Annotated in this window: 10 protein-coding genes; 6 read left to right on the top strand and 4 right to left on the bottom strand. The window is 39.2% G+C overall.

Translation table 11 applies throughout. From position 1 onward, the window contains the following. The coding region (locus tag EGI31_RS11995) for a group II intron maturase-specific domain-containing protein (RefSeq protein WP_310586207.1) at window positions 1–337 on the top strand (337 nt) is incomplete at its 5' end. A 65-nt stretch (window positions 338–402) separates the two neighbouring features. Here EGI31_RS11995 and EGI31_RS11990 read toward each other — a convergent pair. The 3 genes from EGI31_RS11990 to ligA form a co-directional block, all read right to left on the bottom strand. After that, window positions 403–1,122 (bottom strand): GNAT family N-acetyltransferase, encoded by a 720-nt coding sequence (locus EGI31_RS11990; RefSeq protein ID WP_255037474.1) that lies wholly within the window; start codon window positions 1,120–1,122, stop codon window positions 403–405. Window positions 1,123–1,380: 258 nt separating this feature from the next. Beyond that, a complete protein-coding gene (locus tag EGI31_RS11985; protein WP_255037473.1) occupies window positions 1,381–2,763 on the bottom strand; it encodes an MATE family efflux transporter in 1,383 nt (460 codons plus the stop codon). A gap of 280 nt (window positions 2,764–3,043) precedes the next feature. Next, window positions 3,044–5,134, bottom strand: coding sequence for an NAD-dependent DNA ligase LigA (gene ligA / locus EGI31_RS11980; RefSeq protein WP_255037472.1), 2,091 nt, complete (start codon window positions 5,132–5,134; stop codon window positions 3,044–3,046). Window positions 5,135–5,306: 172 nt separating this feature from the next. Between ligA and EGI31_RS11975 the strand changes: the two genes are divergently transcribed. From EGI31_RS11975 to EGI31_RS11955, 5 genes are all read left to right on the top strand, one after another. Next, window positions 5,307–6,272: an oxygenase MpaB family protein gene (locus EGI31_RS11975; RefSeq protein ID WP_255037471.1), complete on the top strand. Its 966-nt coding sequence runs from the start codon at window positions 5,307–5,309 to the stop codon at window positions 6,270–6,272. Between the two features lie 83 nt (window positions 6,273–6,355). Further along, the gene (locus tag EGI31_RS11970; RefSeq protein WP_255037470.1) at window positions 6,356–6,994 is read left to right on the top strand and encodes a TetR family transcriptional regulator C-terminal domain-containing protein; all 639 of its coding nucleotides are present in this window, start codon (window positions 6,356–6,358) and stop codon (window positions 6,992–6,994) included. A 129-nt stretch (window positions 6,995–7,123) separates the two neighbouring features. After that, a complete protein-coding gene (locus EGI31_RS11965; RefSeq protein WP_255037469.1) occupies window positions 7,124–8,443 on the top strand; it encodes an ABC1 kinase family protein in 1,320 nt (439 codons plus the stop codon). A 329-nt stretch (window positions 8,444–8,772) separates the two neighbouring features. Continuing rightward, window positions 8,773–12,486: a CLIPPER-2 domain-containing protein gene (locus EGI31_RS11960; RefSeq protein ID WP_255037468.1), complete on the top strand. Its 3,714-nt coding sequence runs from the start codon at window positions 8,773–8,775 to the stop codon at window positions 12,484–12,486. Window positions 12,487–13,178: 692 nt separating this feature from the next. Further along, on the top strand, window positions 13,179–13,385 hold the full coding sequence (locus EGI31_RS11955) for a hypothetical protein (protein ID WP_255037467.1): 207 nt from the start codon (window positions 13,179–13,181) through the stop codon (window positions 13,383–13,385). A 60-nt stretch (window positions 13,386–13,445) separates the two neighbouring features. Here the strand turns inward: EGI31_RS11955 and EGI31_RS11950 are convergent, their stop codons facing one another. Continuing rightward, window positions 13,446–13,871, bottom strand: coding sequence for a YcxB family protein (locus EGI31_RS11950; protein ID WP_255037466.1), 426 nt, complete (start codon window positions 13,869–13,871; stop codon window positions 13,446–13,448). Window positions 13,872–13,897 lie beyond the last annotated feature (26 nt).

Raw genomic sequence — 13,897 nt, 5'->3', positions numbered from 1 at the left:
CAACTATTTCAAACTTGGAAATATAGGCAGCAAACTCAAAAGCATAGACAGTTGGACAAGAAACCGTTTACGATATTGCATTTGGACAGACTGGAAAAAGCCAGAACGGAAACGTAAGAACTTGATACGACTGGGAGTTCCACCAAGTAAAGCCTACCAATTTAGCAGAACCCGAAAAGGAGGATGGGTAATAGCCCAAAGTCCTATAATGGTAACAACTATCACACTAGAACGCCTAAGAAAAAGGGGATACGAAAGTATGAACGATTACTATGAAAAGGTAAGTCCGATGTTTAATGAACCGCTGTATACGAGACCCGTACGTACAGTGGTGTGAGAGCCTCTCCCTGCTAGGGTTTCCTAGTGGGGCAGGCTACTCGATTAGCTGTTCGGGCATTTTTCTCAGAATTGTATTGTCGTTTCATTTTCCACCAATTTTATAAAATGTTGAGGTGTGTCAACTATTTCTAATTTTTCAAAGTCTTTTTTAGGAATGAACTCACGTAGGATTGGTAAACATTTTTCAAGTTCGTTTGGTCTGTGTCCAATTTGTCCACCTTTTAATAGCTTAAACCCAAAGTCGGCATAAAGTTTAACTGCCCTGAAACTTCCTGGCTGTGTGTGCAGATATATTGGAAAATCGTCTGAACTAAAACTTTTCATTATTTCAGATAATACAGCTCGTCCCAAACATTGTCCTTCGTATTCTTTTATAGTTTTTAGCCAATGAATTGAGTTAAACTTTCCGTATGCTTTCCAATGAGAACAAGTTGCAATTGGTTTATCGTCCTTATTACATACAAAAATGGTGTTGCTAAAGAAGGTCTTCATATCTGAACCATAAGAATCGTTAATAATTTGGTTCATAAAGTCTTCGTATTCGGTTGGCACAGTTTCACTGTCAAACGGAAAGGCTTTCCATATTTGCAATTCATTGGGTCGGCAGTTTCTAAAATAATATTCGGATTTCAATTGAGAAAGTGCTTCTTCATTAAGTCGTTCGCACATCATAAAAATATTATAGTCTGGTATTTCTTCTTCAGTCATTTTTATTTTATTATTTGTTCGTTGTCGTTTCGTTGCCTGACAGCTAACGAGTATGTTTACGAAACTCATTTTCATGGTTTCGGTAATATCGTTATTAAATTTTGATTATTTTTTTAATTAATGCCTTCGTAATGTGGTTGTTGTGTAATAAAAATGAGTTTCGTTAACATTTTCATGAGAATATCTGTGTTTAGATTTTAATGGTTTGTCTTTTTCAAATATAATGTTCAAAGTACTCAATTACAAGTGTTTATTCCAGACCTAAATGGCTACTAAAACAATGATTTTGTCAAGTCCTGAAATCAAATTTGTCCATAAATTTCCACCTCAGGGTCAAAAATCAATCGTATTCTTCTTCCACCTACCAGTTTTGAAATATAGGATGGCTAAAATGGCCAAGATGGATTCGCTGATGACCACTGCCCAGAATACGCCCGTTTGTTTCCAGTCTAGTTTTACCGCCAATATGTAGGCTATCGGTATCTGCAAAACCCAAAAACCGATGATATTGAGCACCGTTGGGGTTTTGGTGTCGCCAGAACCATTGATGGCTTGAGACATAACCATACCAAAACCAAAGAATATGTAGCCTGCACAAAGTATTTGCAGACATTCTACACCAGTTTCCATCACCACTGGATTTTCGTCAAACAACATCACCAATGGTCGGGCAAAAATGAAGAACAAAATGGCCACTATGCCCAAGAAACCCATATTGAAAAATGCTGCTCGCCATGCCGATTTGGCTGCTCTTTCGGGTTGTTTGGCTCCCAAGTTTTGCCCAACCAGCGTAGCTGCGGCATTGGCCAGTCCCCACGAGGGTAAAATGGTAAACACAATAATTCGGATGGCGATGGTATAACCCGCCACTACTTCGGAGCCAAAGTCTGACAATATCCTTATCAGAAACACCCAACTGGCCGACTGAATGATAAACTGCCCAGCACTTCCAGCCGATATTTTTAGGATTTCGAAAATCAATCGCCAATCCGCAAACCATTTTTTGAAGGTAAGTTTGAGGTTGATATTATTGGCAAAAAACGCCGAAAGCTGTATGGCCACGCCCACACTGCGGCCTATAATCGTCGCCAAAGCGGCTCCTTCTACGCCCATGCCCATGATAGGAATAAAGATAAAATCCAGAAACATGTTGATTAAGTTGGCGATAATCATGGCATTCATGGCCAAAGCGGCATTACCGGCCCCACGTAATGCACCACCCAACGAAAACAACAACATAATGATAGGAGCACTCAAAAACTGAATCTGCGTATAGCCGATCCCTTCTTTGATGAGTTGGTCAGAGCCACCCATTAGTTTCAATATTTCGGCCGAATAGAAATAACCGAATGCCCCCAAAAGCACCCCGATTCCAGCCGAAATGTTGATGATTTGCATCAAGGACTTGGAAGCGTCTTGTGGGTTCTTTTCGCCTATTTTGCGTGCAATAATGGCCGTGGCAGCCGTACTGATGCCCCAAGCCAATGAGTAAATAATGGTCAGTACCGATTCGGTGAGACCTACGGTAGCCATACCGTTTGTACCTACATATTTGGCCACAAAAAATGCATCGACCAATGCAAAGAGCGATTCGAAGGACATTTCGACTACCATCGGAACGGCCAAAAGTAAGAGGGCTTTGTTGATGGATATACTGGTGTAGTCCATGTTCTCATCGCCTTTGAGGGCTTTGAGGATGAGTTTGAGGTATTTCATTTAAATATTTTGATTCTAATCAATTAAGGGTCTAAAATTTCAGTCTTTGGAAAATGTTTTTTGATATACTTTGTGTGTCTTGCCAGACGGGCATTCTTTTTTTTCGAAAAAAAAGAATGGCAGCGGCCAACCGTCAAAAAAAACACTTTCTGTGCAATGATCCTCTGATAAATTTTGGTTTGACATTGTCAAGCTTTTGAAATTTAAGTAAACCAAAATTTCTCAACGGACTGCACAGAAAATATTAGGAACAACAAGTATTTATCATTCCTAATTATCTTTACAACATTGCCTTAAATTCTTCTTCGTTGATCATTTTTACTCCGAGGTCTTCGGCTTTTTTGAGTTTTGATGGGCCGGCTCCTTCTCCAACTATCAAGAAATCCAGCTTTTTGGATACTCCACTGACCAGTTTTCCGCCATTGCTGTCAATTTTTTGTTCCAATTCTTCTCTCGAAAACGACTCAAATGTGCCCGTGTAAAGGAATGCTTTCCCCATCAGTGCTTCACTTTCTTTTTCCAAAACAATATTTTCAGCTTCAAATTTTAGACCTGCCAATTTCAGATTTTCTATGATTTTGAGGTTTTTGTCTTCTTTGAAATACAATTGCAGACTTTGAGCCACTTTTTCGCCAACGTCGGGTACTGTTCTGAGTTCATCAAAACTTGCAGCCTGAAGTGCTTCTTGGGTTTTGAAATAAGCTGCTAGTTTTTGAGCCGTAGTTTCGCCCACAAACCGAATTCCCAGTGCAAAAAGCACTTTACTAAAAGGTTGATTTTTAGAGTTTTCTATGCCGTCTAGGATGTTCTGCACGGTTTTTTCTTTGAAACTTACCTTTCGTTCTTTCCCCGTGTTTTCGTCGATATGTACTTTTTCGATACCCAAAAGGCTCTCAAAGCTGAGTTTGTACAAATCAGAAACATCTGAAACCAGCCCCTGCTCCATCAAAATCTCAATTTTTCCTTCTCCCAGCGAGTCGATGTTCATGGCCTTTCGCTGAATGAAATGCTCTATTCGGCCTTTGATTTGTGGTGGACAGCCCATTTCGTTTGGACAGTAATACGCAGCTTCACCCTCATTTCTGTACAATTCGGAGTTACATGCAGGGCAATTGGTCGGAAAACAAACTTTTGAACTTTCTCTTGTGGCCTCATCACGTAGTTTTGAGGTGTCCACACCTGTCACTTTCGGTATGATTTCCCCCGCTTTTTCTACAAAAACCTGGTCCCCGATAGACAAACCGAGCCTTTTTATCTCGTCGGCGTTGTGCAAGGTGGCCCTTCTTACAGTAGTCATTGATAGTTCCACGGGCTTAAGTTCGGCCACAGGCGTAATGGCTCCCGTACGTCCCACCTGATAGGTAACACCCAATAGTTCTGTTGATTTTGACTCCGCTTTGTATTTGTAAGCTATGGCCCAACGCGGGCTTTTCGCCGTAAAACCGAGGTCTTCTCGCTGGGCATAGTCGTTAATTTTTATGACAATGCCATCGGTAGCACATTTGAGGCTGTGTCTTTTTTCGCTCCATTCGTTGATGTAAGCAATTACACCTTCTATATCGTTTACCTTTTTATAGCTTTCAGAAACATTAAACCCGGCATTTTTTAAGGCTATCAGGCTTTCTTCGTGGGTTTTGAATTCATCGTTTTCTGACAGATACTGATAAATGTAACAGTCCAGATTTCTGCTAGCCACCACACCCGAATCCTGCATTTTGAATGTTCCCGCAGCAGCATTTCTTGGATTTGCTAGCTTGTCTTCGCCTATGTCCTCACGTTCGAGATTGATTCTTTCAAAAACCTCATTGGGCATAAATCCTTCTCCACGAATCTCAAAGTTTTGCCCGATCGTACTTCCACCAAAAAGATTTGTCTGGGCGGTATTGGTCTTTTTTTGGTTGATTTTCAAGGGTAAAGTTCGCAAGGTTTTTATGTTGGTGGTTATATCGTCACCTTGTGTGCCATCCCCACGGGTTACGCCTCTGACCAGTACGCCGTTTTCGTAGGTCAAGGAAAGCGAGATGCCGTCAAATTTTATTTCACAAATGTATTCGTAACTAGCACCGTTGAGTCCTTTTTTTATGCGGTCGTCCCAGTCACGTAGCTCGTCTTCGCTGTAGGTGTTCGAAAGCGACAGCATTGGATATTTGTGCACCACGGTCTCAAAAGACTTCGTGATAGTACCTCCAACACGGTGGCTCGGAGAGTCTGGTCTCTTAAGTGTAGGGTTTTGAGCCTCGAGAGTTTCGAGTTCTTTTAGCAAAAAGTCAAATTCTTGGTCAGAAACCTCCGAAACGGCATCTTGGTAGTAGCGATCGTTGTAATGGTTGAGAAGCTCGGTGAGTTCGTCTATTCTTGCTTGGGCTGACATTGCGAAATAGGTTTTTTTACAAAAATAATAATTCATTTCGGTATTTAACTACTGCGGCTGGTTTTTGCTAAAAGAGATAGCTACAAAGGTGTTTTTTAGGATTATATTACGGGGTAAGGCAAACAAAAGCAGGTATTTCTGTGTTTTCAAATAAACAGCAATTACTGGCAAAATGGTGAAAGAGTTAGATGTATACAGACAAAAAGGTGATACCCTCGCCGATGCCCTTATGCAACAACTTTTTAACAAGCATGGCCACAAAATGGGCGGCATCTTGATGCCTTTTTTGAGTGATTTCGATGGAATAGATTTCAGTCAGCAAGATGAGGAAACTGTCGCTTTCTTCTCTGAAAATAATCTACTGCCTGACTTTTTTGATTTCAAAGAAATAGTAAGAGCGACAGATTTTTTCAAGAAATACCAGATCAATATCGGTATAGTCTTGGGCTGTTATTCTTTGCCGTATTGTTATTTGGGAGAAGATGGAGCCAGGGTGTTGGGATTTTCTGGAAGAATTCAAAGCGACACCTATAACAGACTTCAGGAAACAGGAAAGTTCGTGAAAAATGTTATGACCCTAAGGCTCTGGGAAGAGAAAAAAGCGATTGCTTTGATTCTGAAAATCAGACTAATGCACGCTTTTTGGCGGTTTATGATACTCAAGACAGGAAAATGGGATATGACTTGGGGCATGCCAATCAACCAAGAGGATATGATGGGGACCAACCTATCTTTCTCATTGATAGTGTTGCGGGGATTAAAGAAAATGGGTGTAGAAATAGACCAAGTTTTCGAAAAAGCCTACTATCACCATTGGGCGGTGGTTGGGCAATTGATGGGTATAAGTCCAGAATTGTTGGTTTTTGATGCTAAAAGTGCCATCAATCTTGATAAAGCGATTGCTACGAGGCAATTTAAGAGTTCAGAAATTGGGGTAAAACTCACGGAGTCGCTCTCTAAATCGTATCAAAAAATGGCCAACAACGAACTTGTTTCGGACTATTTCAATGCCCAAACCAGGATGTTTTTGGGCGAGCAATATGCTGATTTTCTGGGATTGCCGCCTTCTAAATACCCGAAAGCCTTGCTAAATACTATAAACAAAACCTCTTCTTTACTATCAAACATATATGCATAATTTAAATTAAATGTCAGGTAACTAGTTAAAAATAAAGAAATTAATGTCATTCTGCTAGATACTTAGAAGCAAACAATAAACAAATGAGAAACAAAATAAAGGAACAATACATGGGCTACGTGTTAGAACACGGGCACGAGCCGGAGTCGATTTTTAAATTTGCCAAAAAACTAAAAATTGAGGAGTCAGAGTTTTATGAAAATTTCAACTCTTTCAAACAAATAAACACGGAATTTTGGAAAGGACTCATAGACGAAACCATTGTGGATATTCAGAAAGAAGAGGTTTATGAGGGGTATTCGGTGAGGGAGAAACTGTTGTCGTTTTTGTACACTTTAATAGAAAACGCCAAGCACAATCGTTCTTACATTTTGAAGATTTCGGAGAAAATGGAAAGACCATTCGGGGTGAAAAATAACCAAGAATTTCATGCGGCAAAGGACGTTTTTGTTGATTTCATGAACGAATTGGTGGTAAGTGGACAAGAAACCAGAGAAATTGAGCCTCGTTCGATACCATTTTTGACTTCAAAATATCCCGATTTGGTGTGGATGTTGGTGCTTTCAATCATCGATTTTTGGATAGCTGACGAGAGTAGATTATTCGAAAAAACCGATACACTTATTGAAAAATCAGTGAATACAACCATGGACTGGATGGGTCGCACGCCGTTTGACAGTCTGTTTGATCTAGGCAAATTTTTATATCAGAACAAAAAGTAAGTGTCGCCAGTAACAGCAAAGCTTGTTTAACTGGTTTATTGAAAAAATAGAAGATTCTAAACCGTATTTCTGTGGTAAAAGACTTAAAAATTTTTTTCGACTTTGCCAACTAGCGGTAAAATAAATAGTATGAAAAATCAAGAAAGTATACCTACATCAAAAGTAGCCAGAGCGACACAATTTGTTAAAGCCACGGCCAAAGTGGGGGGCAATTATATCAAGCATTATGGCAAAAAACTCATGGATCCGAGCCTAACAAAGGATCAGTTACATTCCGACAACGCCGAGGATGTGTACGAGGCCTTGAGTAATCTGAAGGGCTCGGCTCTCAAAATGGCCCAAATGATGAGTATGGACAAAAGTCTTTTGCCAAAAGCTTATTCTGATAAGTTTGCGATGTCGCAATATTCGGCACCGCCTTTGTCTGGGCCATTGGTAATCAAAACTTTTAAGGGAAGTATTGGCAAATCGCCATTCGATATTTTTGATAGTTTTAACCTCGAAGCCTCCAATGCTGCTAGTATAGGTCAGGTACATAAAGCAACCAAAGATGGTAAGAAACTGGCTGTCAAAATTCAATACCCGGGCGTGGCTTCGAGTATAAGTTCTGATCTCAAAATGGCTCGTCCACTGGCAGTGCAGTTGCTTAACCTTAACGATGCAGAAATCGACCGTTACTTTGTGGAGGTAGAGACTAAACTACTGGAAGAGGCTGATTATCAGCTCGAATTGAGAAGGTCAATAGAGGTAACCCATCTATGTGAAGGCTTGGAAAATGTGTTTTTTCCGAACTACTATCCTGAATATTCTTCTGAAAAGATCATTACGATGGACTGGCTAGAAGGATTGCATTTGAAGGAATTCTTGGCCACTAATCCTTCGCAAGAGGTTAGAAATCAGATTGGTCAGGCTCTTTGGGATTTTTATCATTTTCAGATGCACACGCTCAAAGCGGTGCATGCGGACCCTCATCCAGGTAATTTTTTGTTTACGCAAGATGGCAAACTGGGTATTTTGGATTTTGGTTGTATCAAGGTCATTCCTGAGGATTTCTACGGTAGTTATTTTGCCTTGATTAATCCAAACATTCTGGATAAAACAGACAAGATGATGGCTATATTCAAGGAACTAGAGTTTATCTTGGAAGAGGATTCGGAGCATCTTCAAGGCTTTTTCTTCGATTTGTTCTACAAAATGATTGAAATACTTGGTCGACCGTTTACACACTCAACTTTCGACTTCGGTGACGATGCTTATGTGGCAGAGGTTTACGGTTATTTTGAGTATGTGGCATCTATAAAAGAACTGAAAAACGCTAATGCCGCACGTGGGTCGCAACATGGCTTGTATGTCAATCGTACTTTCTTCGGTCTATATACTTTACTGAACGATTTGAAGGCGAAAATCAACGTGGAACTGCCAATTGTGAGCTACGAGCCTTCGGTGTAATATTTGTTTTGTAATAGGAATTTTTCGAGCTTTTTCCATAACAAGGGAAAGGCTTTTTTTGTGTCCTTCGGTAGCAAAGTTATCTACTCAAGTTAAAAATTCGAAGATATTTTTTGGTGGAGTCTTAGGTTTAAAGTATTGTGAATAAGTGTTTTGTGGCGAGTTGTTTAATTCTGGAAATCTAGATTATTTTTTAAAGGGAGTTTTGGCACATTTTTTGAAAACTTAACATTTTGATAATTTTTTTCAATCAAAAGATTGGATTTTTTCTTGTTTTGCTCCTAATAAATAGAAACTAGAACCTGAGAAGTCCGCCAAAATTTCCAATTATGAACCCAAATATCCTTAATTCTCAGATATTAAAAGGAAATTTTATAACATTCATTTTCCTGTTAGTGACATGTTTCTCGTTCAACAGTTTTGCGGAAGGAACAAAAAAAGCTTCACCGAATAGAACGAGCTTATTATCAGTAGCAGATACATACGGAATAGGAGTAAATCATATCAATTTAAGCCGTCCAACCTCTTTAGTATTGGGCATCCCCAGAACAGAAGTACGACAGGTATTGACCCGGTCACAATTTGCAGCTTTGACCTTTGATTTAAGTGGTCTACTAATAGGAACTGGCTCATGTACATTCAGAGCTAAGGATAATTCAGGAGCTTTTGAATCAAGCCCAGCTAAAGCAAGTATACCTATCAATGGAATTTCTCCTCATGCAATTGACGATGAAGATATTTCAAATTCCATTGGCTCAAATGGTTCGGTATTTATTCTAGCTAACGATACTTTATCGAATGGTAATTTAGCTACAGTTTCAACCGCCACAGTTGATTTGAACCCTTCGACACCAGCGATTGAAAGTAGTTTAAATGTAGTAGGTGAAGGGGTATATAATTTCAATACCACTTCCGGGGAATTAACTTTCACCGCAACAGTTGGAATCACAAGTAATCCTTCGCCAATTAGCTATGTTTTGGTAGACAATAATTCTGGCCTAAAAGATACTGCGAGTGTGATAATTACTTATGTCGGATTTCCTTATGCTGTGAATGACGAAGATTTAAATAATTTGCCAGGAATAATAGGTGTGGTAAATGCTTTGATAAACGATACATTGAGCACAGGGGCAATTGCAACGTTCAACACTGCACATATTGACCTTACTCCATTGACACCAGCGGTAGATTATACGTTGAATGTATCAGGTGAAGGAGTTTATACTTATAACCCTGCAAACGGAATTGTATCATTCAATCCGGATGATAATTTCTTAGGTAATCCTACATCAATCAACTATAAGTTGATTGAAAATTCAACTGGGTTTACAGACATAGCCACGATTACGATGACTTATTTGATGCCAATAGTAGCGGTTAACGATACGAGACTAGCAAATTTGCCCGGAACAATCGTAAATTTGAATATTGTCGCTAACGATACATTGTCGAGTGGAACGCCAGCGATTCCTTCAGATGTTACAGTGGACTTAGATCCAACAATAGCAGGAGATCAACAAACATTGGTGGTGTCTGCTGAAGGTACCTGGACTTATAATTCTAATACAGGTGTTCTTTCTTTTGCCCCTCAAGGAGGTTTTATAAGTAATCCGACCTCGATAAATTATATTTTGACAGAAGCATTAACGGGTCTTAATGATACAGCACGTGTAGTTGTAGAATATTCTGATTTTCCACCTTTGGCAGTTAACGACAGCGATTTGGACAATGATTACAATACCAATGCTGAGGTAAATATCCTTTTCAATGATGATATATCAAACGGAAGTTCAGCTACTGTTTCTACAGTTACAGTAGACTTAATTCCTTCCACTCCAGCTATTGATAACTCAGTAACTGTTCCTGGACAAGGTACTTACACTTACAATACAGTGAATGGCTTGGTGACGTTTGTACCAGTGGTTGGGTTATTGGTTAATCCAACTCCGATAAATTATGTTTTGACAGAAGTTGCAACTGGATTGAAAGATACCGCAAGAATTACCATAACGTACATCATACCATTGGAACCAGTAAATGACCAAAGCAGCAATAATGTTCCAGGTGTCAATGCCGTAATAAATATTATTCAGAACGATACCTTGGCAGATGGTAGCCCTGCAACTCCTGCAGAGGTTATTGTTGACCTAAATCCAGTAACTCCGGGTGTCGAAACCACTTTGAATGTTTCAGGACAAGGAGTTTGGACTTACAATCCCGCGAACGGTCAACTGGTGTTTAATCCTGAAAATGGATTTACGGGTAACCCTACACCAATTGTGTATGAATTGACAGAGGTGGCCTCTGGGCAGTCTAGGAACGCAACTGTAACGGTTCAATATATTCCTCCAGTACCTATAAAAGCCATTAATAACAGTAGTATTAGTAATGTGCCCGGTATAAACGCGGTTCTTAATATCATTTTAAACGATACTTTGAATAATGGAGGTATTCCAACTCCGAGCGAAGTTTTGGTTGACTTAGATAGTACGCAATCTGGTATTCAAACGACATTTTCAGTAGTTGGCCAAGGTGTTTGGTCTTATAACAACGCCACCGGTCAGGTAACATTCAATCCTCAGTCAGGTTTTACGACAGACCCAACGGATATCAAATATAACATCACGGAAATAGCAACAGCTTTGTCGGATATGGCCGTGATTCATGTAGAATATATCGAGGTAGCTCCAATTGCTAACAGTAATTTTGATTTAACAAATGAGCCTCAAGTGCCAACCGCAATAAGTTTATTGTCAAACGATTTTCTATCTGATATGACTCAAGCAACTCCCACAACAGTAAATGTGGATCTTGAGCCTACGGTTGCCGGAATCCAAACTACGCTTTTGGTGGTTGGTGAAGGTATTTATAACTACAATTCTACAAATGGAGTTCTAACATTTACACCAGTAATAGGTAATTACAGAAACCCTACTCCGATAGTTTATAGGCTGGTAGAAAAACTGACAGGATTGTCTGATACAGCTAGGGTGACTATACAATACCAATTTAATCCTGCCTTAGAACTTATTAAAGTAGCTACATTAATGGGAGACGGAACTGTTGGGGATTCTATAAGGTACGATTTTACAATCCTCAATACAGGTAATGTACCAATAACCGGAATTACAATTACCGATACCAAAATCTCACCTAATCCCATTCCTGTTACGCCTTCTGGTCTAGCTCCAGGTGGTATTGGGGTTGCATTGAGAATGTATTATTTAACACCAGCAGACATAACCGCTGGAGAGGTCATAAACTCCGCAACAGTAAATGGTTTGTCTTCTAATGGAATTTCTGTAAGAGATACTTCAGACAATGGTGACCCGGGAATGCCAGGTGGCAGCAACGCAACTCGTTTGAGTTTGACCGCATCTACAGACGTTGATGTGAAACTAACAGGGACAATTCTTGGAAACTGTGAAAGAGCCATAGGCGATATCATCACTTATCAAGTAAAAGTCTTTAGAGAAGATACTTTATCAAATGGAACAGTGGACGTGGTTGTTGGAGATAGCTTAAGTTCAAACTTCGAATTGGTTTCACAGATTGCAAGCGAGGGTAGCTTCAATATTGGTACATCGCGTTGGTCAGGAATAAGTCTAGCGGCAGGAGATACTGCTACCTTGACGTTCCAGTTGAGAGTTTTAACAAATATGGGTGGTTTGTCATGTGTGGAGTCATGGGTAAATTCATTGACCAGAACTGACATAGACTCGAATCCCGGTGATAGAGTTACTACAGAAGACGACATCGCACGAGCTTGCGTGAGTGTGCCTATGAACATTTGCCCAACAGCAGGTGAAACGGCTCAGCTTTCAACTTTATTGGGTTATACAAGCTATCAATGGTATAGGAACGGTGCTCTAATTTCAGGTGCCAACTCGGCTACTTACACAGCGGCCACAAGTGGTTTATATACAGTAATCGTTAATGGTGGAGCTTGTCCAAACGGAAGCTGTTGTCCAATAATAGTACAAGAAAATTGCCCTTGTCCTCCAAGGATTTGTCTTCCAATCTCTGTCAGAAAAACGAGATAATCTATATACCGGTTTAAAATCAAAAGGTCGCCTACTCAAGCGGCCTTTTTTTAGTTTCCTCCTTTAAAAAAAATGTGCAATATTTCCTCATTGAAGGAAACAGAGAAGATCAAAGTTTTGCAAAAAAAGTGATTATCGAAGTGTTTATTCATTATTGGACGGAAAAGGGTTGAAAAAAGAGGGATAAATATTTCTGTTCAAGCCAATTTCTCTTTAAATCGATTTTCTGTTCGGTATTTAGTCGAATAATGACATAATTGCTTCACCATTTAATGTCAATGACTGAAGTTAAGGATTCTTATTTGGAAAAGGTTAAATTTAGAATTTGATGAATTTGAGGTTAAAGACATAGTTGTTCTCACAGAATTTTAAAACTTATTAAAGGGTGTCAAAAAAAAACAAGAGTTTTACCATCAAGAATTCTGATGGCCTTTTATTTAGCTTCTAAAAAATAGCTTCATTAAATCTTTTTTTATCAAATTTTTTTTTCAATTTTGGATAAATTTCCATGCCAAGTCTATGTTCAAGAATTGTATTATATTTTCAGAAATTAAAACTTTAAAATCCTGAAAGATGCAATTAGTTCATATTCAGGGTCTTGTGTGAGTTTCGTGAAAAAATAAATGTTAGAAAGATACGTTTAAAAAAGTTTTCTGGTAAGCAGGCTCATTGGCATTTCTTTTGCGGCTTATATGAAAAAACTAATAATTTTGATGCAGCAACCTAAGGTATTTATTCCAGCCGAAGATGTAAGTAAAATATTGGAAATGAGCAAAGACGTTTTTTGCAATGAAGAGGAACTCGGATTTGTGAAATCCTGTCTTTATTATTTGATGGAGGGTGTCTCCGCCGAACACGCCATCGACATGGCCATGATAGATTATTTAATTGATCTCTGAATAAAAAAAAAGCATTATCACTAATGCTTTTTTTTATGAATTCTGTCTAAGATTTACCTTTTAAGCTTCCAAAAGGTTTTTTCGTTTCAATATCGATTCAAACAATTTCTGGTCGTGCTCAGCATTGAAAACATCATAGCCAAAGTGTAAAAATTGGCCTCTACCGATGTGTAAAAAATATCCCGAATTGTCTTTTTCAGCTGACACTATCGACTCCCACTTTACTATACCACCTTCTTTTGCATTTATTTTTACCATTATCTGACGGCTGTCTATTTCGTAGGCAAACTTCTCAAACATCTGCTTGTTTTGATCCATTTCGGTGGCTGCATAGAACTGAATGTACCAGAAAAGTACATAAAGCCCGCCCCCGATAATCGCAGTTATAAGTATCCACCAGTTTTTGTAAACACCTGTAAAATGTAAGGCTAATCCTAAAATCGCTACAGCTGCAGGTATCAATAACCACTTCCAACTGGTTTTCATTTGGTTAGCAAAGGCTTTCTTTATAT

The sequence above is a fragment of the Lacihabitans soyangensis genome (assembly GCF_024343775.1).
In the GTDB taxonomy this organism is placed as follows: Bacteria; Bacteroidota; Bacteroidia; order Cytophagales; family Spirosomataceae; genus Leadbetterella; species Leadbetterella soyangensis.
Note: the sequence above shows the minus strand (reverse complement) of the source record. Positions and strands in the feature narration are given on the sequence as shown.